The 25,930-nt window shown below is 41.3% G+C and carries 19 protein-coding genes; 13 read left to right on the forward strand and 6 right to left on the reverse strand.

The features are described from left to right. Nucleotides 1-163: 163 nt before the first annotated feature. Nucleotides 164-730 (reverse strand): hypothetical protein, encoded by a 567-nt coding sequence (locus OCK74_RS04200; RefSeq protein WP_279295748.1) that lies wholly within the window; start codon nt 728-730, stop codon nt 164-166. Between the two features lie 320 nt (nt 731-1,050). On the opposite strand from OCK74_RS04200, the gene OCK74_RS04205 reads away from it, so the two are divergent. From OCK74_RS04205 to OCK74_RS04250, 10 genes are all read left to right on the forward strand, one after another. Further along, complete coding sequence (locus OCK74_RS04205; RefSeq protein ID WP_279295749.1) at nt 1,051-2,613, forward strand: ArnT family glycosyltransferase; 1,563 nt, start codon at nt 1,051-1,053, stop codon at nt 2,611-2,613. A 261-nt stretch (nt 2,614-2,874) separates the two neighbouring features. Then, entirely contained in the window at nt 2,875-6,159 is a 3,285-nt protein-coding gene (locus tag OCK74_RS04210) for a SusC/RagA family TonB-linked outer membrane protein (protein WP_279295750.1), read from the forward strand. A gap of 11 nt (nt 6,160-6,170) precedes the next feature. Next, the gene (locus OCK74_RS04215; RefSeq protein WP_279295751.1) at nt 6,171-7,685 is read left to right on the forward strand and encodes a SusD/RagB family nutrient-binding outer membrane lipoprotein; all 1,515 of its coding nucleotides are present in this window, start codon (nt 6,171-6,173) and stop codon (nt 7,683-7,685) included. A gap of 50 nt (nt 7,686-7,735) precedes the next feature. Next, nucleotides 7,736-9,262 carry a DUF5689 domain-containing protein gene (locus OCK74_RS04220; protein ID WP_279295752.1) on the forward strand — a complete coding sequence of 509 codons (1,527 nt, stop codon included), beginning with the start codon at nt 7,736-7,738 and terminating at the stop codon, nt 9,260-9,262. Between the two features lie 28 nt (nt 9,263-9,290). Beyond that, nucleotides 9,291-10,781, forward strand: coding sequence for a calcineurin-like phosphoesterase C-terminal domain-containing protein (locus OCK74_RS04225; protein WP_279295753.1), 1,491 nt, complete (start codon nt 9,291-9,293; stop codon nt 10,779-10,781). 156 nt (nt 10,782-10,937) lie between these two features. Then, nucleotides 10,938-11,135 (forward strand): hypothetical protein, encoded by a 198-nt coding sequence (locus tag OCK74_RS04230; RefSeq protein WP_279295754.1) that lies wholly within the window; start codon nt 10,938-10,940, stop codon nt 11,133-11,135. Nucleotides 11,136-11,822: 687 nt separating this feature from the next. Continuing rightward, entirely contained in the window at nt 11,823-14,006 is a 2,184-nt protein-coding gene (locus OCK74_RS04235; protein ID WP_279295755.1) for a TonB-dependent receptor family protein, read from the forward strand. A gap of 62 nt (nt 14,007-14,068) precedes the next feature. Then, nucleotides 14,069-16,525, forward strand: a complete 2,457-nt coding sequence (locus OCK74_RS04240; RefSeq protein WP_279295756.1) for a bifunctional YncE family protein/alkaline phosphatase family protein — start codon at nt 14,069-14,071, stop codon at nt 16,523-16,525. Nucleotides 16,526-16,593: 68 nt separating this feature from the next. Further along, nucleotides 16,594-17,019: a phosphohydrolase gene (locus tag OCK74_RS04245; protein ID WP_279295757.1), complete on the forward strand. Its 426-nt coding sequence runs from the start codon at nt 16,594-16,596 to the stop codon at nt 17,017-17,019. A gap of 311 nt (nt 17,020-17,330) precedes the next feature. Further along, the gene (locus tag OCK74_RS04250; RefSeq protein ID WP_279295758.1) at nt 17,331-17,600 is read left to right on the forward strand and encodes a hypothetical protein; all 270 of its coding nucleotides are present in this window, start codon (nt 17,331-17,333) and stop codon (nt 17,598-17,600) included. A 98-nt stretch (nt 17,601-17,698) separates the two neighbouring features. Here the strand turns inward: OCK74_RS04250 and OCK74_RS04255 are convergent, their stop codons facing one another. The 3 genes from OCK74_RS04255 to OCK74_RS04265 form a co-directional block, all read right to left on the reverse strand. Then, nucleotides 17,699-18,781 carry a cytochrome-c peroxidase gene (locus OCK74_RS04255; RefSeq protein WP_279295759.1) on the reverse strand — a complete coding sequence of 361 codons (1,083 nt, stop codon included), beginning with the start codon at nt 18,779-18,781 and terminating at the stop codon, nt 17,699-17,701. Further along, nucleotides 18,757-19,506, reverse strand: coding sequence for a hypothetical protein (locus OCK74_RS04260; protein ID WP_279295760.1), 750 nt, complete (start codon nt 19,504-19,506; stop codon nt 18,757-18,759). Before OCK74_RS04260 ends, OCK74_RS04255 begins: the two co-directional genes overlap by 25 nt. Nucleotides 19,507-19,575: 69 nt before the next feature. Next, nucleotides 19,576-21,030, reverse strand: a complete 1,455-nt coding sequence (locus OCK74_RS04265; protein ID WP_279295761.1) for a PhoX family protein — start codon at nt 21,028-21,030, stop codon at nt 19,576-19,578. 218 nt (nt 21,031-21,248) lie between these two features. Here OCK74_RS04265 and OCK74_RS04270 point away from each other — a divergent pair, with 218 nt between their 5' ends. The 3 genes from OCK74_RS04270 to OCK74_RS04280 are packed head-to-tail and all read left to right on the forward strand — an operon-like array spanning nt 21,249 to nt 24,560. Next, nucleotides 21,249-22,103 carry a UDP-2,3-diacylglucosamine diphosphatase gene (locus OCK74_RS04270; protein ID WP_279295762.1) on the forward strand — a complete coding sequence of 285 codons (855 nt, stop codon included), beginning with the start codon at nt 21,249-21,251 and terminating at the stop codon, nt 22,101-22,103. Beyond that, nucleotides 22,100-23,182 carry a glycosyltransferase family protein gene (locus OCK74_RS04275; protein ID WP_279295763.1) on the forward strand — a complete coding sequence of 361 codons (1,083 nt, stop codon included), beginning with the start codon at nt 22,100-22,102 and terminating at the stop codon, nt 23,180-23,182. The genes OCK74_RS04270 and OCK74_RS04275 overlap by 4 nt, the downstream gene beginning before the upstream one ends. A gap of 4 nt (nt 23,183-23,186) precedes the next feature. Continuing rightward, nucleotides 23,187-24,560 (forward strand): GH1 family beta-glucosidase, encoded by a 1,374-nt coding sequence (locus tag OCK74_RS04280; protein ID WP_279295764.1) that lies wholly within the window; start codon nt 23,187-23,189, stop codon nt 24,558-24,560. 7 nt (nt 24,561-24,567) lie between these two features. On the opposite strand, the gene OCK74_RS04285 is transcribed toward OCK74_RS04280, so the two are convergent. Together OCK74_RS04285 and OCK74_RS04290 are read right to left on the reverse strand one after the other, a co-directional pair. Beyond that, nucleotides 24,568-25,077, reverse strand: coding sequence for a hypothetical protein (locus OCK74_RS04285; RefSeq protein WP_279295765.1), 510 nt, complete (start codon nt 25,075-25,077; stop codon nt 24,568-24,570). A gap of 12 nt (nt 25,078-25,089) precedes the next feature. Next, nucleotides 25,090-25,806, reverse strand: a complete 717-nt coding sequence (locus OCK74_RS04290; RefSeq protein ID WP_279295766.1) for a dioxygenase family protein — start codon at nt 25,804-25,806, stop codon at nt 25,090-25,092. Nucleotides 25,807-25,930: the final 124 nt, after the last annotated feature.

The raw sequence follows: 25,930 nt of genomic DNA on the forward strand, positions 1-25,930 counted from the left end.
GATAAATTTACGAACCAAGCTCATCCAGAAAAATGATTTTAAAAAAGCTGCATAACTTACTAACTCACAGTGTCTCGCAGGTTCGCATTCTTTGTTGTCCAACCTGCATGAGCCCAACCGTAGTGCTAAACTGAAAACATAATAAACGAACTTCTTCTCCTCCCTAAATCCGCAATACCTCTAAACCTCCATCCTGTTTCCCATAAACTTCCACAACTTCAAGTCCAACCACTTCTTTTTTCCAACAAATTTGCCAAGGCCCCATCTGCTCTAACCCATTCATTCCTTTCACATCCACCAGCTCCTTTCTGCCTGTGCTCATCATCCCCCTCACCGCCAGCTGGATCCTCAGCCACTGCTTGTCCCCCTGCCTGCTCATATACAACCGGATGGCCGCCTGGTAGACATGCTTCCTCTTCTTTCGGGGCAGTGTCTTCCGGAAGGCCTCCTTCCTTTCAGTATCTGCAAGAATCCACTGGGCATAGACCACCGCCTCCTTAAACAGATCCCTCCTTACCCGCTGCTTTTCAGAAGCCACCACTCCACTCATGTCTGGGTACTTGGTGATCACAATCCTTTTTTTCCACTTCTTTTTCTTGTTGCCCCGATAATGCTTCACCACAAAACACTTCCCAATCGAGCCCCGGATCATGCCCAACAACAACCGGGGCATCTTCTTGCCATCCTTGATCACCACCCTTTCTTTACTATTGATATAGACCTGATTCATCTTCTAAATCCATTTACCCCTAAAGCTACTCCGCCCCACCCACAACCAAAAACCTTCTGGCCGTTTTGGCAGAAAATGGCAGGAAATGGCCGCTTTTGTCCGCCCCAGCTCCAGCTTTCAAGTAGGGATCCTTCGTACCTCAAGTATACCTGAAGCAGACCATCAGTATACCTACAGTAGGGCAACAGTATCCCTCCTTCGTTCCCAAACCTCTAAAAAGCCATATTTCTTTCCCCTTCCTCTTCTCCCCATAAAACCCCGACCCCTCTATCCCTTTATTCGTCATTCAAATCATTCATCATTCCCTCTACCTTTGCACCATGAAATCCAATAAAACTGCTTTGTTCATTATCCTGGCCGTATCAATTATCCTTCTATTTTCCTTTCTGGGTAAGATCAGTGTCTTCCAGGTGGCAGAAGCCCGCAACGCAGAATGTGCAAACGAAATGTTTGCCCGGCATGATTGGATTACTCCGGTTTTCAACGGACAGCTACGTACCGATAAACCCGCCCTTGAGTATTTCGCCATGATCACGGCCTACCACCTGTTCGGTGTAAACGAATTCAGCGCTCGCTTCTTCTCGGCAGTTTGTGGACTATTGGTGGTCCTATGCACTTTCTTGTTCACCAAACGCCACTTCGGCCAGAATGCAGCTGTCTGGACTTCTATAGTGCTGTTATCCTCCATCCATGCCATTATTCAGTTCCGGTTGGCCACCCCCGACCCTTACCTTATTCTCGCTCACGTACTTTCTTTGTATTGTTTCTGGGAAGGTTGGCAGTCCGGGAAATGGCGCTGGTATGCAGCAATGTACCTCCTTTTGGGACTAGGCGTTTTAGCGAAAGGACCCGTTGGACTATTATTACCGGCACTCACCATAGCCTTGTTCCTGTTGTTAAAGAAAAAACTTTCATGGAATGTCATCAAAGAGGCAAAGCCATGGTACGGGATTATTCTGGCACTTGCTGTATGCCTTCCCTGGTACCTGCTTGTCCATTTCAAAACAGGTGGCGCCTGGACTACCGGATTTTTCATGGAACATAATGTTGGTCGATTTGACAAAGCCGTCGATGGACACAGTGGCTTTTTCCTCCTTCCACTGGTCTTTGTCTTTTTAGGCATGTTCCCCTTCTCCGTTTTTAGTGTACGGACTTTTTCCTGGGTCTGGAAAGAAAGAAAGCAAAACGACTTGCTTTTCTTTTTACTGGTAGCCGCTACCTCCATCGTTATTTTTTACTCCTTCTCAAGCACCAAGCTCTTGAACTATACAACACCTGCTTATCCATTTCTGGCGATCTTGATCGGTTGCTGGTTAAACAAAGTTTCAGGTCAACCTATTAAGGCTTCTTTCGAATGGGCATTCATTACCTTGATCGCAATAGCCATACCTGTCGGTACCTACCTTTGGAGCGCAAATACCGATCCCGTTAAAGATATCGCCTGGATCGCATATCCACTGGCCATATTACCTGCTGGTGTGCTACTGGCTATCCTTTCAAAACAAAGTCTTTTGCGACGTTCACTCCTGGTAGCCGTAGCAAGCATGTGTACGACATTCCTGTTATTTTCCGTGTCTTTCCCTGCTTTGGATAAACACACCGTTTTCCGTATGCACAAACAAGAATTGAAACAGGGAGAAGAAGTAGTTGCTTATAAAAAGTTCAATGATGGTTTTGTATTCTATAACGGCCACCCCATTCCTGTTGTAAACAGCCAGGAAGAGTTGGACTCTTTCCTGAACAAATACCACCACTTGGTAGTCTTAAGCACTACTAAAAATGACTTTGATGAACTAAATAAGAACCATCGGCTGCACTTACAGAGTAAGGTCAGGGATTTGTTCAGCTCTAAATACTCTGCTATTTACTTTCAACTCAACTAAAAAATCATAACAAGTATAGAATTTGCTGCATTGTATATCCAATAACAGCAGTATTTACCGTTCACTCTATACGAACCGTCTTCTTTACAGTTATTTACATTAGCATAATACTCGCTTAACGTTACGTTAACTGTGCGCTTCTACTTTTACGCCCTCCAAAATAACTGAGTGATAAGCTCAATATAAGACTTTGAATAAATCATCATAATGATCTGCTCAATCATTTATCGCGCCCTTATTAATATATAAACAACCTGTTGAATGAAACATTATTACTTATTGAAAGACCAGCAGTCAAATGCTGGTAGCACTCCTTTTGCCAAGACTAAACGAACACACCCTGTTCAAACAATTGCTGTCTGTTCATCTTCAATTGTACGGATACTGGCATTACTGATTTTATTGTTGGTAAACACCATACTGTTTGCCCAGCAAAAGAAAGTTTCAGGGATAATTAAAAATCCTGTAGACAATAGGCCCGTTGTCGGGGCCAGCGTGCAGATAAAAGGTGCTAACAGGGCAGTTGCAACAAATGAGAGCGGCATGTTCAGTATCAATACTGCCGAAAATGAATCGCTTATTATTTCTGCTGTTGGCTTCAAACCAAGGGAAATAAGAATAGGAAAAATATCACAAATAGATATTCAGTTAATGCCTGATGCAAGGGAATTGGATAATGTGGTAGTAACAGCATTAGGTATCAAACGATCTGAAAAGGCGCTCGGTTACGCCACGACTACTGTCCAGGGAGAACAGTTGACAGATGCAATGTCAGGCAACTGGACAGATGCTTTATCGGGAAAAGTAGCTGGCTTAAACTTAGTGAGATCAAATAGTGGTCCTGCTAGTTCTAACAAAGTGATTCTTCGTGGTGAGAATAATCTTACCGGCGATAACGAAGCACTGATTGTTGTAGACGGTGTAGTCATCAACCAGGGGAGCGGCCGTCGCAATGCCATCGGTGGTGAATTAACATACGGTACTGGTAGCGATAATATGCCTGCCGATTATGGAAGTGGCTTAAACGACATCAACCCTGAAGATATAGAATCTGTTTCTGTACTAAAGGGACCTGGAGCCGCCGCCTTATATGGACAGCGTGCTGCAAATGGTGCGATCATCATCACAACAAAATCAGGAAGCAATAAAAGAAAAGGGTTGGGCATTACTTTTAACTCCAACGCTTCCATGGAGCAGATCAACCGTTGGCCGGACCTGCAATTTGAATATGGTCAGGGCCTGGATGGTGCAGCCTATTACTCTTATGGCACAACAGCAGATGGCGCCAGTACCAGTGGTACCAGTTCTGCTTATGGTCCCAGGTTTGATGGACAAAAGTTTTACCAGTATAACACTGGATTACAAGCGGTAGATACAGTAAGAACACCATGGGTGCCTTATACCAATAAGATCAATAAGTTTTTCAATACAGGACAAACCATTACAAACACAGTAACGGTCGATGGCGGTACAGAAAGGACCTCTGCTCGCTTTTCATTGACCAATGTTTCCAACAAATGGATCATTCCCAATACTGGTTATAAACGCAATACGGTATCCTTATCAGTGAATTCCAAAGTGAATGACCGGCTGCAGATATCTTCAAAAATAAACTACACCAACAAGTGGAGCGATAACCTGCCGGGTGCTGGATATGGGAACCAATCCATCATGTATTGGTATATATTCTGGCAACCTAGTGCTGACTTGGACTGGTTGAAGAATTACTGGGTAAACGGCCAGGAAGACAGGAAAATAAAATATCCATATAGTACATTTCCGGAGAATCCATACGCTGTAGTGAACGAGTTTATCAACAGGTCTAACCGTCATGGAGTAACAGGAAATATCCAGGCAACTTATAACTTCACCAAAGAACTGAGCCTGCAGTTGAGAACTTCAATGGATTTCTCATACGAGCAGCGGGCACAGGAACGCCCTTATGATGCAGGTTCAAAATATCCTAAGGGAAGCTACCGGACACAAAATATCTTTTCTCAGGAAGCGAGCACAGACTTCCTGCTGAAATATGCTAAAAAGCTGAATAGTGATTTCGATTTCTCAGTTACTGCTGGTGGTAGTGCATTGAGAAATACATACAATAGAGATGAAACACGTGCAGACTCACTGACTTATCCGGGTGTATATTCTATGGCCAATGCCGCAGGGCCTTTGGTAACCCTGCCATGGAAAAGCAAATATGCGATCAATAGTTTTTACGGATTGGTCACTGCTGCATATAAAGACTTCTTATTCTTCGATGCAACTGGAAGACAGGATTGGAACAGTGTTCTGGCAACACCAACACGGACTGAGAATGCTGGTTTCTTTTATCCATCAGCGAACTTGAGTTTCATTCTTTCAGAGGTTGCTTCATTGCCTCAGGCCATCAGCTTCGTGAAGTTCAGGTTTTCTGCTTCAGGCGTAGGTAGCGGTCAAACGATACCTTACCGTACGTCCTATAACTTTACTTCAGCAGGAAGTTTATACAATGGTGGCTTGGAAAATACGACTGTACTGGCGAATCCAAATTTGAAACCTTTGAGGACGATCACTTATGAAGCAGGAGCAAACATAAGATTGTTCAATAATCGCTTAGGATTTGATGTGGCTGTATATACAGGTAATACCAAAGACCAGATACTGGAGCGTATCATCGACCGTTCTTCAGGTTACACCAAGTCCATTATCAACGCAGGAAGGGTGAACAACAAAGGTGTCGAGTTAACTGTAAACGGAACTCCCATCTCATCTTCCAATGGTTTCAAATGGACAACGAATGTTGTGTTCTCTGCTAACACAAACCAGATCAAGGAGCTTGCCGATAGTTCCGTGGTACTCCAAACCGGTCCCGTTGGCGGTGGACAGATCGTAGCAAAGGTTGGCGGAAGCATGGGCGATCTGTATGGAAGAGGGTATGTACGTGCTCCTGATGGACAGGTAGTTTACGATGCCAATACAGGTGTTGCTTTGATCTCTCAGGATGTGAAGTACCTGGGCAATACCATTCCTAAATGGAAACTGGGCTTCAGCAATGATTTTAGTTATAAACAATTCCGTCTGAACTTATTATTCGATGCTCAATATGGTGCCGTTGCTCACTCCCTGATGCACTATAAACTGGCAGAACAGGGGAAGACAACCAATACACTTCCTGGAAGATATAACGGTATTATCGGGAATGGCGTGATACAGGAAGCAGATGGCAAATACAGGAAGAATGATGTGATTGCCATGGATATAGATGAATACTACCGTTCACATTACGGAGTTGACAATGCAGAGGGCAGCACATTCCGTACTGACTTTATCAAATTCCGGGAAGCCAGGTTCGATTACACACTCAGCCCAAGATTGACAAAAAAGATAGGCCTGCAACGCGCTACAATAGGTGTATATGGCCGCAACCTGTTTATCTGGTCTCCATGGCCCATGTTTGATCCAGAGTTTGGTACGTTGAGCGGAAGCGATATCGTACAGGGATTCGAGATTGGTCAGTTCCCATCTAGTCGCACACTTGGAATGAATCTGGTTATTGGACTTTAATTATTGAAAAAATGAAGAAGATTACATATAAAATCACAGGTGTCATATTGATGTTCAGTATGATGCTTTCATCTTGCACAAAAGATTTCGAAGAGATCAATACCGACCCGAATAATACACCAAATGCTTTGCCGCAGCAGCTTTTAGCGCCGGCTTTGGTGGGCACTTTACAATACAATATGCTGCGAAACCGTAATTTCAATAACGAGTTGATGCAGGTATCCGTTGATATGGGTGATGGAGATGGTAAGGTGTTTAGGTATGATTATCGCTCCACTTGGGCCGATTACCTTTATAACGGGTGGTATTCCGAACTGACGAACTTTAAGGATCTATACAAGATAGCCAGCGATGAGCTGAATTATAATAAATCCTATATAGGGATCTCCCTGATCTGCCAGTCTTGGATTTACTCAATGCTGACAGATACCTATGGAGATATACCCTACTTTGAATCCAATCAGGCAAGAGATTTACTAAACTATGAACCTAAGTTTGATGCGCAGAAAGACATATACTTTGATATTTTCAAAAAGTTGGAGGAAGCAAATACTTTGCTCGCTGCAAATACAGCCATCGTCGCTTCCAGCGATCCGGTTTACCAGGGAAATATTGCAAAGTGGCGTAAGTTCGGCAACTCACTCTATCTAAGATTGTTGCTGAGAGTTTCCGGGAAAGCAGAAGTTGCAGATGCCGCTATTGCAAAAATCAAGGAGATTGTGGAAGTGAATCCTGGTAGTTACCCAATCATGCAGAGCAATGACGAATCTGCTATCCTGAAATGGACCGGCGTGGCTCCATATACTTCGCCACTTCTTACAGTGAGAGAGCAGGACTTCAGGGCGCTAGGCATTGCTACCTTCTTTATTAGTCATTTGGTTGACTGGAACGATCCCCGTATCGATATCCCTACTTATGGAAGCAATGGGATCAACAGGTGGGGCATTGCTCCTTACCAGGGTGCCTACCTGGGTGTTCCCAGCGGTTACGCTCCTGGAGAAAATCCGGAGAAGAAATCTTACTTCTACTCAAATACTTCTACTTCTTCTATAATGACAGAGCCTTTGGCTGGTATGATCATGAATTATGCCGAGTTGAAGTTCATTTTGGCTGAAGCTGCTGCAAAAGGATGGGTCAGCAGTTCTGCCGAAACATATTACAATGATGGCGCTTTAAATAGCATTACACTCTGGCTGCCTACATGGTCTGTTCCTATAACTACATTTTTGGCTGCGGCTGACATCCAATGGGACAATAATGCAACGTTGGATGAAAAGATGGAGAAGATCCATTTGCTGAAATATTATGCCCTGTTCCTTACCGACATGCAGCAATGGTTTGAATACCGCCGTACAGGTCATCCTGTATTACCTAAAGGGGCTGGCCTGAGAAACAATGGAGAAATGCCTTCCAGGATGACTTATCCGGTCTACGTACAATCTACGAACCCTACAAGGTATAAGGAAGCTGTGACTGCACAGGGATCTGATGTGATCTCTACTAAAGTATGGTGGCAAAAACCATAAGATGCCAAACCGTCCGATTAATAAGTTGTAAGACAAAATAATACTAACTGATGAAACAAATAATATACTTTCCCTTCTTTTTGCTGTCTCTGTCCTTTCTGTGGAGCTGCGAAAAAGACAATACATATCCTGGCGGACAAATTAGTCCCTACATTGCTATTTACGATTTAAGAAACATCTATAAAGGCAGTGATGTTACTTTGAAGAAGGAGAATATGTTTGGCTCCAATACGATTACTGGCCTTGTGGTTTCAGACCACTCAGCTGGCAACTTGCCTGCAGGCTTGCTTGTTATTCAGGATTACCGGCGCTTATCACAGCTACGGGGCATTTCAATCGCTATTGGTGCCAGGGCTGCTGATTATTTACCTGGCGATTCTGTAATTGTCAACGTGGAGGGTGGTGTTCTGAAAAAAGTTGACGGTATCCTTCAGGTGACTGGTGTTCCGGAAACTGCTGTTACAAAAATATCCTCTGGAAATAAGGTTCCTGTGAACCGTGTGCCTACAAATCTTATTCTTGCCAATCCTGATAAATACGAGAGTACTTTAAGTGTTATAGTAAAAGGTGGCTTTGATCCTTTACCAGCCCCTACAGATGTATTGGCGGGTGATAAGATCCTGAATGATGGCTTTGGTAATCTTACATTGCATACGGAATCAAAAGCTTCATTTGCTAATAATCCCGTACCGGTAAGTGCTAACTTTTATGGGATCGTTTTCAATACAAATGGTGCCGCAGGTCAGCCTGTTCCTCAGTTCCATCTTCGTAAAAGTGATGATATAGTAGTATTGAGCTCCACTATTGAGATTGCTCCTGTCATCATCACCGGCTTCATGAGTGATGTCAAAGGTGGTGATGGCAATTATGAATATGTACAGTTGATGGCGACAAAGGATATTGATTTTTCAGTTACACCTTACTCTGTAGTGTTCACCAATAATGCAAATGCATCTACACCTACAGGATATCCTTCCAATGGATGGGCTACTGGTGGAATGCGCACTTTTAAATTCAATCTTACATCGGGCTCTGCAACCAAAGGAACTTTTTTCTATATTGGTGGTGCAGGTAAAACCATAAACGGTTCCGGATCAACGAGCATGAGTAACTCCAACTGGATTAGAGCTTTCAACTATACCACCGCTGATGGCGATGGCTTTGGTACCAAGACAACTGGTTTGTTAGCCAATAGCGGTAATGCCTCAGGCATGGCTGTTTTTGAAGGAACAAATGTTACTGTCGACTCCAAACCAGTAGATGTAGTGTTTGTCGCAACAGGTGGTAGCCTATACACTGCAGGACCACCTGAAATGGGATACCGCATCACCAATACAGACTTTTATGATGTAAAAAATCCTATTACCTTAGAGAACCAGGCATTTTACAGAAGCGGTTCCAATACGCTTTCATTTACCTACAACACAGCCGACTTGGGTTACTTTAACATGCTGGGTGGTGCCTATAATCCGGCTTTAGGGAAATGGGTAAAAGCCCGGACCCAGGCAAACGTTTTGCTGACCAGGGAATCTTCTATCAGCGAAATTGAAGGTGCTGGAGCCACAATCCTCAAATAAATAGCAAATAATAATATTAAAATAGATCATGCAAAGGAGAAACTTTCTAAAGAATTTTGGTCTTGCAGGCGCAGTGTTTACTGTGCCTGCAGCCGTAGTGAATGCCGCTACGCCCCGTAAAAAGCAAAATGTAGACGTAACCAACCTTACCTTAAAAGGTCGCGTACATAGCAATGGCAAAGGCATTGCAGGCGTGGCCGTTACCGATGGACTGAATGTAACTACTACAGACAAAAATGGTAATTACGAATTATTAAGCAGCAACACAGCCGAATTCGTGTACATCAGCATTCCATCAGGCTATGCTTTCCCTCATGAAAAAGGAATAGCCAAATTCTTTTACCCCATTAATCAAAAAGATGGTGTCTTTAAATCGGACTTCTCTCTTGAAAAACTTACAGTAGATGACCGTAAGCACAACTTCGTAGTTTGGGCCGATCCTCAGATTATTTCTGAAAAGGATGCCACATTATTAAAAACACAATCAGCTCCCGACCTGGCCGAACTGGTGAAATCATACCCCAAGGGAACTCTGTTCCATGGTATTGGCTGCGGCGACTTGGTATGGGATCACTTTGAGTTGTTTGACGATTACAAACAGGCAATTGAAATATCCACCGTTCCTTTCTTCAATGTGATCGGCAATCACGATATGGATATTGATGCCCGTTCTGATGAAGCCTCATCAAGGACCTTCAAACAGCAGTTCGGACCTACCTATTATTCTTTCAATCGTGGTGAAATTCACTATGTGGTGATGGATGATGTGTTCTTCGTAGGCACTGCCAAAAAATATATAGGTTACTTAACAGAAAACCAGCTGCGCTGGTTGGAGCAGGACCTAGCCTTTATAAAGCCAGGTTCAACTGTTGTGGTAAATGTGCATATACCTACCAACACAGGAGCCGCCAGGAGAAATGGCAAAGAAGAAGAAATGGGCGGAACCGTTTCGAACCGTAAACAATTGTATAAAATGCTGGCGCCATTTAAAGCACACATCATGTCAGGCCACACCCACGTAAGTGAGAAATGGCAGGAGGGGAGTATCATAGAACACGTGCATGGTACGGTTTGTGGCGCCTGGTGGACCGGCCCTATTTGCAGCGACGGCACACCCAATGGTTATGGCGTTTATGAAGTAGATGGAAGTGAGCTAAAATGGTATTACAAATCAACTGGCAAAGAAAGAGGCCATCAGCTGCGCGTATACCCCAAAGGCAAGCTGAATACAAATCCCGACGAAATAATAGCCAACGTATGGAACTGGGATCCTCAATGGAAAGTAGAATGGTATGAAGACGGAATGCTGAAAGGTAAAATGGAACAACGTACCACATTAGACCCTTGGGCCGTTGAGCTGTACGCAGGCGAAGACATGCCAAAGAAGCACAAGTTCGTAGAACCTACCATCACTGACCATCTGTTTTTTGCAAAGCCTTCAGCTGGTGCAAAAGAAATAAAAGTAGTAGCAACTGACAGGTTTGGAAATATTTTCTCAGATGTGATCCGAATGGCCTGATTTTTCAGGATGCAATTTTTCTCAGTAACAATCTATCAGTCGCCTGTTGTTTCTACAACGGGCTTTTTTATATTAATTATTTGATAACCCCGGCTTAAATCTTGCTTAACAATACTGGCTTTCTTTTGACTGTGAATTATTATTCAATTGACTATTATGATACAATACTTGGATTCATTCTCAAAGAGGCCGATTAAAGCTAAAATATATTCAGGGAAAGAATTTATAAAGGATGTGTTTCCTGGCTTTCAAGGCGATGAAATAGAGTTGGGAGTGGACGTTGAAGAAGATGAAGAAACTGGTGAAGAAGAGGAAAACTATGATCTGTACTTTCCTGGAGTTGACTCGTTGTAGTTACTGAAACCTTCAATAGTTGTTATCATTCTCTGATTTAAAAAGAAGTTTATGATTTCGTTTCTCCAATTCAATCGTAGAGATATGCAGTCTAAAAGCGATTATTTGAACAACCATGGAGTCTGTCTTAATATGAGTATTCATCGAGGAATGTTTATAGTGACTTTGTTTGACTTGCATGGTTTTTATGTAGAAGTATGCTATGAAAAGGAAACTAATATGATCAGCAGAATAAATTCTTTCGCATCATTAAAAAAGCTAGAACCTTTTTTTAAGCAAATAAATATTGAAGAAATTATTCTTTTATTAAAGGCTGTGTGATTCATAAAACCAATCTGGATGAAAAAGATTTTCAATAAACTGGATAAGTATTCATTACCTCTTATTTGGATGATTACCTTTTGCATTGTTTTCTACTGCTTCTATATCATAAGTCGAATGTTTGCCATTTTAATGCAGAATGGTTAGCGTATTTTATATTTTACATTTCTTAACTACAGTATTTCCAAATTTATGTTTTGAATTGTTCACAGTAATTCATAAAAAGTTTCTCCTACAGCTAGCAATATTTCCCTTAAAGTATTTGATAACAATGAGTTAATCTGCCAAAAGGTTTATACAAATTAATTTGCGAGCTTTATTATTTATGTTTACTTATTAAAATAATAATAAAGGCTCATTTTCATTATGAATATTGAAAATTCAGTTAAAGCTTTCTTCTGTATGATTGGCTTGAGCAATTGTAACCTGACTATTGCTCAGGTTGATACTTCCCGTTATGCTGAATTGAAGAAAGTGGTGGTGGTAGGTTATAAAGCCATGAATGGCATCGGGCATTTTAATGAGGTCAATTCTTCCTTCGTCTATACTGGAAAGAAAACTGAGATCATTGAAGTGGATAGCATTGATGCCAATAAGGCCATTAATAATACCCGGCAAATCCTGGGAAGAATTCCTGGGTTGAACATTATTGAAAGTGAAACTGGTGGTTTTGTAGCTAATGGTATTGGCATCAGGGGATTGAATCCTGTACAGTCTATGGAATTAAATGTGCGGCAGAATGGTTATAACATTGCCGCCGATGTATATGGATATAATGAAACATATTATTTGCCACCTATGGAAGCTGTAGAAAGAGTAGAAATGATCAAGGGAGCTTCTTCACTTCAGTTTGGTTCACAGTTAGGCGGTATGGTAAACTATGTGATCAGGCAGGGTAGCAAGGATAAACCCTTTTCATTTTCTACAATGCAGACAGTGGGAAGTGCTGGCTTGTATAATGGCTATTTGTCTGCTGGTGGTTCCATAGGAAAACTGAACTACTTTTCTTTTATCAATTACCGTGGTTTACAGGGCTGGAGGGCTAATTCCAACCAGCAGCAGTTAACCGGGTTCGGAAAGGTGAAATACCAGCTAAAAGAGAACCTTTCTTTTAGCCTGGAATATTCTTTACTGCGCAACAAAATAAAGATGCCCGGGGGATTAACCGATACTCAGTTTAATGAAAACAGCAGAACCTCCGTCCGTTCTCGAAACTGGGTGAAAAGCCCCTGGAATATAGTCTCCGCAAATATGGATTATATGATCAGCAAAAATACTAGGCTGAATGTTGTTACCTCCTTTCTTTCAGGTGAGCGAAGCCTTGTATGGGTAAATCAATTACCTGATAAAGCGGATGAAAAAGACCCGCTTACCGGTGTGTATACAAACAGGGAAGTGGATAGAGAAGTGATGAAGAGCACAACCACTGAACTGCGACTGCTGCACCATTATAAGCTAGGAAAAATTCAAAACACTTTGTCTGCAGGAATGCGTTTTGGTTTTGCCAAATTTGATCGCATGGAAGAGGCTCCGGGTACCAACAACAGCGACTTTGATTTATCAACACAAGGTGAATATGAAGAACAGTTTAAATTCACAACAATCAACAGTGCCGGTTTTTTGGAAAATAGGATCCAGTTAAATGATAAATTTTCGATCAACCCAGGCCTCCGGTTAGAATCTCTGATTACTGAAGCAGAAGGGGAGTTTGAAGCCGGAAGTGTTGAAAAGGAAATAGAAAAGGAAAAAGAACGCGTCTTTGTATTAGCTGGATTGGGATTGCAATATCAGGCCGGCAAAAATGCAACCGTTTATGCCAATATAACACAGGCCTACCGGCCAATAGATTATGCCCAATTGCTCCCCCTTAGTTCGGTTTCTGAAGTGGATCCTGATTTGAAAGATCCTAAAGGGTGGAATTCTGATTTAGGTATAAGAGGTAATGTGAAAAATCTATTTAATTATGATGTAAGTCTTTTTTACCTGCAATATAATAACCGGATTGGTTTAGTCTTAAAAGAGAACGAAGCAGGTGAATCTATTACGTATCGTACAAACATTGCGCAAAGCATCCATAAAGGAGTGGAAAGTTATTTGGAATGTAATGTAACAAGATGGCTAGGCCTGAGCAACAAAATTGGTAATCTGAGTATTTATAATTCTTTAGCCTATACAAATGCACAATATACTAGGGGCGAATACAAAGGGAATAAGGTTGAATATGCCCCGGAATTGATTAATCGGGTAGGCTTTAGTTATGCCCTTAAATGGTTTTCCACCTCCCTTCAATACTCACATCAGTCAAAAGCATATGGCGATGCTGCAAATACGGAAATCAGTAGCAATCCCGTTGTTGGCAGGATTCCAGCATACAGTGTAATAGATTGGTCAGTTAACGGCCATTGGAAAAATTTAAAGATCAAGTCTGGTGTGAATAACCTGGCTGATAAGCATTATTTTACACAAAGAACCGACGAATATCCTGGCCCTGGTATTATTCCATCTATAGGCAGGAGTTATTATATAGGTATTGGATGGGATTTTCGCTAACAGCTTTTATTAAGTCTTACTATTGATCTGATACAAGTTTTATTATTTTTCAAATCCTGCATATGAAGAAAATAATTGTTGCTATTATTCTTTGTTCAATATCTGTAATCTCTTTTGCCCAAACTTCTTCTCTCGAAAACGAATTGTCAAAGAACAGGGTAAGACTTCCCAATGGCTGGCACCTGTCGCCGGCAGGTCGTTCTTTGCAATTGGGTGACCTTCCATTGAACATTGCAGTATCCACATCAAAGAGGTATATGGCCGTTACGAACAATGGCCAAAGCATTCAGAGCATACAATTAATTGATCCAAGGACAGAAAAAGTGCTGCATAACGTGATCATACCTAAATCTTGGTATGGCTTAAAGTTTAGTCGTGATGAGAAATTTTTGTATGCATCTGGTGGCAATGATAACTGGATACTGCAATATGCTATTGTCAATAATAAACTGCAATTGAAGGATAGTATTATTCTTGGAAAAAAATGGCCTGAAAAAATATCTCCGGCAGGCATTGAAATAGATGATGCCTCAAAATTGCTTTATGTAGTTACAAAAGAGAATAACTCATTGTATATAGTTAGCCTTTCAGGCAAAAGCATTATTCAGCAAATCGAATTAGGCAAAGAAGCATATACCTGTTTACTCTCTCCTGATAAAAAGGAATTATATATCTCGTCATGGGGTGGTGACAAGGTAATTGTGTTTAATACAGAAAAAAGGAAAATAATTGGTGAAGTTCCTGTAGGTGATAATCCAAATGAGCTTTTGTTGAATAAGAAAGGAAATACTTTATTTGTTGCCAACGCTAATGATAACAGTGTTTCTGTTATTGATATAAAACAGCGTAAAGTACTTGAGGTTTTAAACGCGGCTTTATATCCCGATGCGCCAGCGGGTTCTACATCCAACGGGCTTGCATTATCTGGCGATGAAAAGAAATTGTTTGTTGCGAATGCAGATAATAATTGTTTGGCAGTATTTGATGTATCTGTACCTGGTCATAGTAAATCAAAAGGATATATTCCTGTTGGATGGTACCCAACCAATATTAAAGTAATTGGAAAAAAGATATTTGTTGCCAATGGAAAGGGCTTTTCATCCTTTGCAAATCCTGACGGCCCTAATCCTGTAAAAACGCAACGGCCAGTTGTTCGACATTTAGGAGATACTTCTGCAACAGTTCGGCCCGGGTACATTGGTGGGTTAATGAAAGGAACCATGTCCATTATAGATGAACCATCTGATGTTACCTTGGCAGTTTATTCAAAGGCCGTATATAAAAACACACCATATTCGAAACAAAAGGAAATGAATGCAGATGGCGAAGCAGGGAATCCCATACCAATGAAAGTGGGAGATAAATCGCCCATAAAACATGTATTCTACATCATAAAAGAGAACAGGACTTATGACCAGGTACTGGGTGATATACCAGGTGGAAATGGTGATACTGGTTTGGTATTATTTGGTGAAAGAATTACACCGAATCAGCATAAACTTGCTAAAGAGTTTGTTTTGCTGGATAACTTTTATGCAGATGGTGAAGTAAGTGCAGACGGACATAACTGGAGTACAGCCGCACATACAACAGATTACCTTGAAAAGGACTGGGTAACAAGTTATGGCGGGCGCGGAGGCACTTATCCTGGCGAGGGTAAAAAAGAAATTGCAAATCCCAAAAAGGGATTTATCTGGGATTATGCCAAACGTGCAGGCGTCAGTTATCGTACTTATGGAGAATTTGTGGATGATGGGAAAGCAAATATTCCGGTATTGGAAAATCATTTTTGTCCATATTATCCCAGCTATGGCTTGGGTGATAGAGACACTGTGCGGTTTTATGCATGGAAGCGTGAATTCGATTCGCTCGTTGCTGTCAATGCTGTTCCCCGGCTCAATACGCTTCGTTTTAGTAACGACCATACTGAAGGATTACGCTTTGGCGCTCCCACTCCCTTCGCTCATGTGGCAGATAACGATTTAGCAGTAGGGTTGTTCTTGGAACATCTTTCAAAAAGCCCGGTATGGAAAGAGAGTGCAGTGTTTATTATTGAAGACGATGCGCAAAATGGCCCGGACCATGTGGATGCACATCGCACTACCGCTTATGTGGCTGGCCCTTTTGTAAAACGTGGCATTGTTGATAAAACAATGTACTCTACCTCATCTATGCTGCGCACAATTGAGCTGATTTTGGGGCTTCCGCCAATGAGTCAATACGATGCCGCTGCTACACCTATGTTTAAAAGTTTTACATCTAAGCCTAATTTTGCCCCCTTTGAATCGCTTCCGTCCAATATTGATTTCAATGAAAAAAACAAGGCCAGGAATGCTACTGCAAAATTGAGCGGTGAAATTGATTTGAGCAAGGAAGATCGTGTTCCTGATATGTTGTTCAGTCAAATCATATGGAAAGCGGTTAAAGGTGAGCACAGCGAGATGCCTGCACCTCGCAGGAGTGCTTTTGTGAAAGTTAATGATGATGGCGATGATGAAAAAGAGAAAGGAGAAGATTAAAGCAGAGAAAATAATGTTTACATTTAAGTAGGGATCATTCCGTAAGGTCCTGCTTAAATGTAAACATTATGGCTACTTTGGAGAAAGCAATTGAAATCGCTGTAAATGCGCATAAGGGCCAATTGGATAGATATGGTGCGCCTTTCTTAATGCATGTATTTAGAGTGATGAATGCCGGTAAGAATAAGAATGAGAAGATAGCAGGAGTTTTACATGATATTGTCGAAAAGACGGACTATACTTTTGGCCAATTGCAAGCAGAAGGCTTTTCTACTGAAATTATTCTGGCAGTAAAATGTCTTACCAAAGAAAGCGAAGATGAAGATTACAACGATTATATAAAAAGAGTGAAGACGAATTTCCTGGCAGTGAAAGTGAAGCTGAATGATTTGACTGATAATCTCGACCTCAAAAGAATAAGTGAATTAACCGAAAAAGATATTCCCCGCTTTAATAAGTATTTAAAAGCATACAAAGAACTCATTGAACTGTAAATATCTGGTTAACGACAACGAATAATGCTAAAGATGGCGGTAAAGATAAATACAGGTTAATTGCAAAGGTCCCATTGCAAAAAGAAGCCTATTCACTTCCGGCGAAGTTTGATCCCTCTTCTTTTTATAAAGTGGTTCTTCAAACACCCTCCAATACCGTCAACCATTGGATATTGAAAAGCCGGTAAAATCTCATGAATTCAGTTTATCATTCATTGACTATTTGCCATTGTCCAATAGCTGTTAACAATTTGTTCATATTAGAAATCCTTCAGGAGAGTGTAATTTTATTTGCCGATAAATTGAAACATATGCCACGCTTTAGAAAAAATATAAATATAGGTAATGAAGAGATGGATTTTCAGTTCACGCAATTACATTATCCGGATGGTGTAGGTTATTTTGTAACAGTAGCTGACAAAAACAAAAACCTCTACGCTCTTGATTTGAAGAGAACAACTGAGAATGAATGGAAAATAGTGAAAAAAGACAGTTTGCCTGAATGGATTATCGATGTGGAATCAGCATTGGCCAACACTGTTAATGAGGCAAGGGCACATCATTTCATCCATACTGCCTGAATCTTTCGATAATTTTTGTTCCATTACAATAAGAAAACTTCAACAACAAAACATTTTTACTCAAAAAGCCTTTGTATCATACAAAGGCTTTTTGAATTTTACATTTTAACCTCATCAGTTAGCGTATGTAAAAAAAGTATAAGTTTTCTCTTTTCTTCTGCTGTCAATGAAAGCGGCTCTGCTGGTAAGGTTTGGTTATTCAGTTCCATCTTTCTTCCAGCTGCACCTCCTTGATCATAAAAGTCAATCACTTCTTCCAATGTTGAAAATACGCCATTATGCATATAGGGGGCCGTAAGTTGAACATTTCGGACGGTAGGGGTTTTGAATGCATGCAAGAACTTGGAAATTGGGAAAATTTGATGACGCCCTTGATCACTATCCACTTTTGTGAACTTCTTGTCATTAGGAACACCGATCACTTCGCTCTCCGTAGAGGTAAAGGCTGGCGGTACAGTTCCATTAAATAAGGGTGCAAAATGACAGGTGCCACACTTGGCCTTGCCCATAAATAAATTAAAGCCTTCAATCTCTTCCTGGTTCATTACTTGTTTTCCTTGCATGTGACGGTCAAACTTCGAACTGAAAGGCATTAGTGAACGGATGAAGGTCGCAAGTGCATTTTGTATATGAAAACTCTGGATCGAATCAAACGTAATAGGAAACGCTTGTTGAAACAGTCGAATATAACTGGTGTCCCTTGCTAATTTTTTTGCCGCTAGTGATAAAGATCCATGCAATTCATTCTTGTTTTCCACTACATCTCTTGCCTGGTCTTCAAGAAAAGCCGTGCGCATATCATAAAACTGGCTTTGTTGCAAAGCCGCATACAGAAGGGTAGGGGCATTGCGCTGTAAAAAGCCTCCCTTAATAGCATGACTCTTCGGCAATCCGTCAGTAAAAGCCTTGGAAGGGTTGTGACAGGTGGCGCAACTTCTTTTCCCATCACCCGATAAAATGACTTCAAAAAATAGTCGCTTTCCTAGTGTTACCTTATCCTGGTTGCTATAGGCTTGTGTGCCTGGTGTAAAGAAATCTGGATTAAATATGTTTGGTGCAAACAATGTTTTGGCATCTGCACGTATGGCTCTGGGCTCAGTAAAAACAGGGATGCCTAGCTGTTGCTGTACTGATAATAACTGCTCGGAAAGTGGATTTAAACATTCTGTAATAAATGCCATACGGTCGAAAGAGTCAAAATCATGATGGCTAGATAAAAACTTTTGTGTATGTAGGAATAAGCTATTGATTTTTTGCTGCAGTAATGGATCCTTTGCAGCTGTTCTTCATAGATCTCGAAATAAGTTTGCATGCCTTCAAGGCTGCTCAGAGCTTCTGGTAGACTATGGTGGGCAATTGGAGAGTCAAAGCCTGAAATCCCTAAAGTCAGGATACGAAAAACTTCCAGTCTCAGGGCGTCAAAAATATGAGCATCTGTAGTTTGCAGATTGCTGGCAACCTGTTGTAAGCGTCCTGTATTCGATTGTAATACCTTTGCCTGGTGCAATAACTCCTCTTTTTGCGCAACATTAGGAATAGGAAATAATAACTCTTCCAAAACCAGGAACCCTTCAGGTTGGATGACAACATTCTTTTCATCGGCCTCTACTTCTTCCAGGGCAGCCCCATTGATGTATTTTACAGTATATGGATTATAGTATTCTGCTAGCCACTCGATCTTCTTATAAGCCTTTCTGGCTTCCTTGAATTGCTTCTGTATTTGTTCTGGTGTTGCATTGGCATCAATGAGTTGGACTAGCAATGCCACTTCCCTATTCAGTGATGCAATATCCTGCTGGTAAAGCCTGATAGTTTGCTGCGCAGTCTCTTGTTTTCCTGTAAAAAAGCATCCAATAAATACTACACTTAAAAAAAGGGCACTGGCAATCAGCATTATCTTTTTCATCTTAATATCATTAAATTAAATCCCCTGGCCTTATGACCAGGGGATTTTCAAAAGGAATAAAATGGTTTTTTATCTTGGTAATCCTTTAATAATCACAATTTCACTACCCTGGTCTTCACTCTTTCTCTTGCTGCCACCGTCAACACCTGCAAATTTTGCATCTCTCCAGGTATGAGGCTGAACGCTCAAGGCAAACGTATTGGCCAAACCTGTGGCATCTGATATGTCTATCAGTGCTCCATATTCCCAGCTTCCTTTTACAGACATGCCGCCTACATTATACTTGGAAGCATCGGCAGCATTTCTTCTGTGATCCAGCTCAAATACTTTTTTTAATGCTCCCGTTGCTATATCATATTGGTAAACATAGGCATCGTGATCTTCAGTACCATAAGTATTGGAGTCTTCCTGTATATATACATAGTTGGTGGTTACACAAACGTTATCTGGGTTTTGAAAATCTTTAGCAGGGCCTTTGTCGTCATCGCCATCAAGGATGCAGGTAAGTTTACCTTTCAGTGGATTTGATGGATCTAAAACCAGTCTGTATACACGGCCATAAACCGTACGGGAGTGGTCAGCATTCACGCCAGATGCCTCTTGACCGGTAACATTGAAATATATTTCACGATAATTAGCCGCGTTGCCTTTGCGGTAATCCAGGTCTTCTACACGGCCAAACTTAATGGCTTTCAAAGGATCAACCAACGCTTGTATTTGTGCACCGGTTAATGTTTTGTGATTTTCAATTTTTACGAATTCCACGTCATAAGCTGTGCCTGCAACTATGTCGGTTTCTTTCTGGTTGTTATCACTGCGTTTCAGCATATACTGGGAGCCGTTTTCCAAATCGCCAATAACATTGCTTAAGTACATCACTAACTGTCCGCCTGTGGCATCTGAAGCATCTTCGCCGGTAATGATTATGGATTTACCTGTATAGGCATTTTTGTGAAGCGGTACAGAGTTTTCAGCGCTCCAGCGTCCAAGGCCTGTCAACCCCTTGGAGGTATTCGGTGTGGCTACGCTTTGATATGGATCAATGCCATGGGTCTGTGCTTCTACGCTGCTTTCCCCCGCACTGAAATAAAGAGGACCAAACCCGTTTACATCTGGAGTAGCTAATGTTCCGGAGCATAAACGCCACTGGCCACCATCTGAATTCAATGCGTATTCGCCTTTTATTGGTTTCAGATTTTTATCCAGGTACAGTTTGGATACTGAATAGTTATCTTCATTGTTTACCATCATAATATAACCTTCTCCATCCTTTGCTCTCAAAAATCCGGAGCCATCGGCAGAACCGCCAAAACGGTAGTTAGGCAGCGAATCCTCGCTACTGATAAGGGTATATAATTCTAGGTTCTCAAAGCCAGTCAGTTTCTTTAAAAGAGCTGGAGTCGCAGAATAACTTTTGATTTCAGGCTTTGTTGAGGGAGAAGGATGGTCCTTCTTGTCACAGGCAGTAAGTGCTGCTGCTAATGAGGTAAGAAAAAATAAGTTCGTTGGTTTGATTAGGTTCATAAATCATTTAAAATTTATGCGAAGTTCAATGAGCATTGTTGCGAAATTGTTACCTCATGATTAAGCATAATTTAATTGTCCGATAAAATCTTCTCTACTTTCTGTCCTCTGCCATTCCTTCTTAACCCAACCATAACCTTCTCTTAACCATATAGTAATATATAGTTGGTTGATTTGTAAATCCTTGAGCAAGGATCCTTAAATTAATTATCTGATAAATGACCAATAAATCTAAGAGGGAAGTTGAAATTGTAATTATCTCCGATGTGCACCTGGGCACATACGGTTGTCACGCAAAAGAGCTGCTTCACTACCTGAAAAGTATTAAACCTTCCACAATCATTCTGAACGGCGACATAATAGATATCTGGCAATTTAGTAAACGCTATTGGCCAAAAAGCCATATGAAGGTGGTAAAATACCTGATGAACCAGGTCTCCAAAGGCGTGGAGGTTCATTATATAACCGGTAACCACGATGAAATGATGCGCAAGTTCGTCGGCTTTACAATGGGATCATTTTCTATCAAAAACAAACTGCTGCTGTCTTTAAAAAATGGTGAACATGCTTGGATCTTTCATGGAGATGTGTTTGATGTAACCATGAAGCATTCAAAATGGCTGGCCAAACTGGGGGCCATTGGTTATGATACACTGATCCTGATCAATCAGATGGTCAACTTCCTATCCGTCCATCTTCTGAAAAAAGGTAAGATTTCTTTATCTAAAAGAATTAAGAATAGCGTGAAAAAAGCGTTGACATACATCAACGACTTTGAGCAAACAGCTGCAGGCATCGGCATCGATAAACACTATCAATACGTCATCTGCGGGCATATTCATCATCCTCAGATGCGCAAAGTGCAAAACGAAAAGGGCACCATCATGTATCTCAATTCGGGCGACTGGATTGAAAACCTGACAGCTCTTGAATACAGCAACGGGCAATGGAGTATTTATCATCATCAGGAGACAGTCATTTCAGAAGAAACAGAAAAGGAAGAAGAGGAATTGAATGTAGATATCCTCTTCAACAACCTGATACAGGAATTCAACGAACTGCGTAAACCATGAAAATCTTATACGCCATACAGGGAACTGGAAATGGCCACGTAAGCCGGGCCGGTGATATCATTCCCATTTTGCAAAAACATGGTAAGGTCGACGTTTTGATTAGCGGAACGCAGTCCGACCTGAAACTGCCATATAATGTCAACTACACTTGCAATGGCCTTAGCTTCATCTTTGGGAAAAAGGGAGGCATAGATTATCTGGAGACCTATAAGAGAAGTAATATAAAAAAGCTGTTTAAAGAGGTGAGCAGCTTGCCTGTAAAAGAATATGACCTTATTATCTCCGACTTTGAACCGGTTAGTGCTTGGGCCTGCTTCTTGAAAAATAAACCTTGTATAGGTCTGAGTCATCAAAATGGAGTAACCTGCAAACAGGCACCCAAACCCTCTAAAACGGATCTGATCGGTAAAGCTGTATTGAATTGTTACGCTCCATCTACCTACCGCTATGGGTTTCACTTTCAACCATACGCCAAGAACATTTTTACCCCTGTCATCAGGCAGGAAGTAAGAAACCTGAGTACTGAAAATAACGGGCACTATACAGTTTATCTGCCTGCTTATGGTGATAAGCAGATCATTAGGTTTTTATCCTGCTTCCCCGAAGTCCAGTGGCAGGTGTTTTCAAAGCATAACTCAAAAGAAGTTGAGTTTGATAATATCTGCATTTACCCTGTCAACAATAGAAAATTCCTGGAAAGTATTGCCAGTGCAGAAGGTGTCTTGTGCGGAGCTGGTTTCGAAACGCCGGCTGAAGTTTTATACCTGAGAAAAAAACTAATGGTGATTCCTATGAAAGGCCAGTACGAACAGCAATGTAATGCTGCTGCATTAAAAATGTTGGGTGTTCCGGTGCTGAAAAATCTGAAGCCTAAGCAATTTAAAAAGTTACATAAATGGCTGCAGGAAGAACAACAATATGAAATCGACTATCCAGACAATACATCAGAGATCCTGGCAGGGATTATAAAAAAACACGCACAAGAAAAATCCCAGGCAGACACTGTTAAAAATGTTGCTGATAGTCCCTCTGAATTCCACAACCTCTTAATGAAAAATATATTCGTAAAAGCTGATTGATGCCATGGAAATACATTCCTCTCACTTTGGAAACAACTTTGATTGGGGCGTTTCTTCTTCTGCTTGCCAGACGGAAGGAGCGGCCACTACTGATGGAAAAGGCCTATCTATATGGGATACCTTTTGCATGAAGCCTGGAAACATTTTCAATAACCAGAATGGCAACACTGCTTGCAATTTTTATGACAGATACATCTACGACCTGATTCTGATGAATTTCCTCGGCATCAGGAACTTTCGCTTCTCCATTTCATGGCCTCGCATCATCCCCGATGGGATAGGCGCAAAAAATGAAAAAGGTATAGACTTCTATAATCGCTTGATCGATTTTTGCCTGGAAATGGATATTAAGCCTTGGATTACCCTGTACCATTGGGACCTCCCACAGGCTTTAGAATCAAAAGGAGGTTGGACCAACAGGGAGATATTGAACTGGTTTACAGATTATGTGGAAACCTGCATACAGCATTTTGGCGATAGAGTGAACAATTGGATGGTGTTGAATGAACCTTTGGTATTTACTGGGGCAGGGTACTTCCTGGGCATACATGCACCAGGGAGAAAAGGAATGAACAACTTTTTGGCTGCAGCACACCATGCTGTTTTATGCCAGTCATTGGGGGGAAGGATCATCAAATCAATAAATAGTAGATTCAAGGTTGGTACTACATTTTCCGCTTCGCTGATTGAACCAGTCGAACATACGAAGTCGCATGTGGAAGCCGCTACCAGGGTAGATGCTATAATAAATCGTATGTTCATCGAGCCTTTGATGGGATTGGGATATCCTGTTCATGACTTCAAATTGCTGCAACAAATGGAGAAGTTTATAGAACCTGGTGATGAAAGCATCATGCCTTTTGCAATGGACTTTATTGGAACACAGAACTACACAAGAGAAATCGTAAAATACTCGCCAGTCTTCCCTCATCTGCATGCACGTTTAATCAAAGCAAGCCAACGGAATGTTCCCGCAACAACCATGAACTGGGAAATATATCCCGAAAGCATTTACCACATCCTCAAAAAAGTGGCTGCTTACGAAGGCGTTTCCAATATTATAGTAACTGAAAATGGAGCAGCTTTCAATGATGTACTGATCAACAATCAGGTGCAAGACTATCAACGGATTCAGTATATGCAAGACTATATCGCCCAGGTACTCCGGGCTAAAAATGAAGGAGTACCCGTCAATGGCTACTTCTATTGGACATTCACCGACAATTTCGAATGGGCAGAAGGCTATAGCAAAAGATTTGGTTTGGTATATACAGACTTCTCTTCTCAACGCAGGATTGTTAAATCTTCAGGTTACTGGTTCCAGCAATTTTTAGACTTGCAAAAGAGCGCAGTATACTTTCCCAAAAAAGCATCATAAATTGGTTTTACAATGGCCTGTACTTTATGATGGATAAATGGGGCTGCATTTTTAATGAAAACATATCAATCGTTTCTCCTGCCAACGTTTTGTCTCCCTCAGCCAATAGCATATGATCGCCTATACTATCAAAGAGTGTTAGCGTATCGGATGTATAAGTCAATGCTACTACATGCGCCTGCTCGTTGGTAATATCAGATGCCACAATTTCAAACTCATGGTTTGCAAATGGAATATGATTCCTGCCCAATGAATCTTGCAAATGGGGCATCTTTCCGTTTAACCCTTTTACATAAAGCCCAATACTAAAGCCTACTTTATAAGGAATATTGAAAGCCGCTTTCCCGTTATCTGCTTTCAACTCCTCCCAGGTTTTGTATCGGTTGTCTTGGTTATATGTTTGAATCTGTATCTGGAACTCACTGTACGAGTCTTTCCATACATTCTGTTCGAAAGCTCCGTTAGAGGCAATATCTATGATCTGTCTGTAGGCAATTTGGATCAGGGCTTTAGGCATAAGTGTTTGGTTTTATGCGGCTATGTAAATCGTATGCACAAGGTCATAGCCTCCTGTTGAATTAGCTGCTACTAGGGCCAGTTCATTATCCAACGAATCCCGGATGATAGAATCACTAGTATTCTTTGTGGAGTTCTGTCCATGTGCTGCATATAACGTCGTATTATATACTGCAGTATTGATGTCCTCCGGAAAAGCGATTTGCGTGGTCAGTTTAAGCACGTTATTCACAAAAACCTGTGCGTGTATATGTGTAACACGGCCACTGTACCAGCCTGGATAAATGGAAGAAAACTTCACCACACCACTGGCATCTGTATACTGAAGCCCCCTGCAAAACACTTCAGAACTATTGTTTTGTGTGCCCAGGTAACCTGAGTTGGTATAACCTGAATAGTAACCATCCTTATCACAATGCCAGATATCTACCCTTGCGTTCGATACTACATTGCAGTTGTCGTTCACATTTCTGATGGTGATATTGATGTTGAGAGGAATGCCAGGTTTGCCATCTGCAATATTGGTGCGCTGAATGGAGGAACCTCTGCTGTTATAAAGAGGGTACGGACCATCTGTTTCTGAATCTGTAACAGCGCAGCCATCACTGGTGTCTGACCCGCTGGTTTCATCATCAACGGCATCTTCCTTGTTACAACTGTTAAAGGCCGGAATGATCGATGCAAGGCTGATCATGCCAACGCTGTTTTTTAAAAAATCTTTTCGTTGCATATCGTGGATTTTCGTTGAAATAAAATTATTCTCAACGCTTCCAACAGCAAAGAGTCTCTCGGTAAGTGACCCGTTTTTACTGATCGTTAACAAAAAAAGCTCCTAAACATGGAATGCTCCATTT

It is taken from the genome of Paraflavisolibacter caeni, from assembly GCF_025628885.1.
In the GTDB taxonomy this organism is placed as follows: Bacteria; Bacteroidota; Bacteroidia; order Chitinophagales; family Chitinophagaceae; genus Flavisolibacter; species Flavisolibacter caeni.

Excerpts from the sequence above, each read along its gene's own strand:
- OCK74_RS04230 (WP_279295754.1), top strand. The coding sequence starts at position 10,938 with ATGATACAATACTTGGATTCATTCTCAAAGAGGCCGATTAAAGCTAAA.
- OCK74_RS04200 (WP_279295748.1), bottom strand. The coding sequence starts at position 730 with ATGAATCAGGTCTATATCAATAGTAAAGAAAGGGTGGTGATCAAGGAT.
- OCK74_RS04220 (WP_279295752.1), top strand. The coding sequence starts at position 7,736 with ATGAAACAAATAATATACTTTCCCTTCTTTTTGCTGTCTCTGTCCTTT.
- OCK74_RS04275 (WP_279295763.1), top strand. The coding sequence starts at position 22,100 with ATGAAAATCTTATACGCCATACAGGGAACTGGAAATGGCCACGTAAGC.
- OCK74_RS04265 (WP_279295761.1), bottom strand. The coding sequence starts at position 21,030 with ATGAACCTAATCAAACCAACGAACTTATTTTTTCTTACCTCATTAGCA.
- OCK74_RS04225 (WP_279295753.1), top strand. The coding sequence starts at position 9,291 with ATGCAAAGGAGAAACTTTCTAAAGAATTTTGGTCTTGCAGGCGCAGTG.
- OCK74_RS04260 (WP_279295760.1), bottom strand. The coding sequence starts at position 19,506 with ATGAAAAAGATAATGCTGATTGCCAGTGCCCTTTTTTTAAGTGTAGTA.
- OCK74_RS04215 (WP_279295751.1), top strand. The coding sequence starts at position 6,171 with ATGAAGAAGATTACATATAAAATCACAGGTGTCATATTGATGTTCAGT.
- OCK74_RS04210 (WP_279295750.1), top strand. The coding sequence starts at position 2,875 with ATGAAACATTATTACTTATTGAAAGACCAGCAGTCAAATGCTGGTAGC.
- OCK74_RS04240 (WP_279295756.1), top strand. The coding sequence starts at position 14,069 with ATGAAGAAAATAATTGTTGCTATTATTCTTTGTTCAATATCTGTAATC.
- OCK74_RS04250 (WP_279295758.1), top strand. The coding sequence starts at position 17,331 with ATGCCACGCTTTAGAAAAAATATAAATATAGGTAATGAAGAGATGGAT.
- OCK74_RS04280 (WP_279295764.1), top strand. The coding sequence starts at position 23,187 with ATGGAAATACATTCCTCTCACTTTGGAAACAACTTTGATTGGGGCGTT.
- OCK74_RS04270 (WP_279295762.1), top strand. The coding sequence starts at position 21,249 with ATGACCAATAAATCTAAGAGGGAAGTTGAAATTGTAATTATCTCCGAT.
- OCK74_RS04205 (WP_279295749.1), top strand. The coding sequence starts at position 1,051 with ATGAAATCCAATAAAACTGCTTTGTTCATTATCCTGGCCGTATCAATT.
- OCK74_RS04285 (WP_279295765.1), bottom strand. The coding sequence starts at position 25,077 with ATGCCTAAAGCCCTGATCCAAATTGCCTACAGACAGATCATAGATATT.
- OCK74_RS04235 (WP_279295755.1), top strand. The coding sequence starts at position 11,823 with ATGAATATTGAAAATTCAGTTAAAGCTTTCTTCTGTATGATTGGCTTG.
- OCK74_RS04290 (WP_279295766.1), bottom strand. The coding sequence starts at position 25,806 with ATGCAACGAAAAGATTTTTTAAAAAACAGCGTTGGCATGATCAGCCTT.
- OCK74_RS04245 (WP_279295757.1), top strand. The coding sequence starts at position 16,594 with ATGGCTACTTTGGAGAAAGCAATTGAAATCGCTGTAAATGCGCATAAG.
- OCK74_RS04255 (WP_279295759.1), bottom strand. The coding sequence starts at position 18,781 with ATGGCATTTATTACAGAATGTTTAAATCCACTTTCCGAGCAGTTATTA.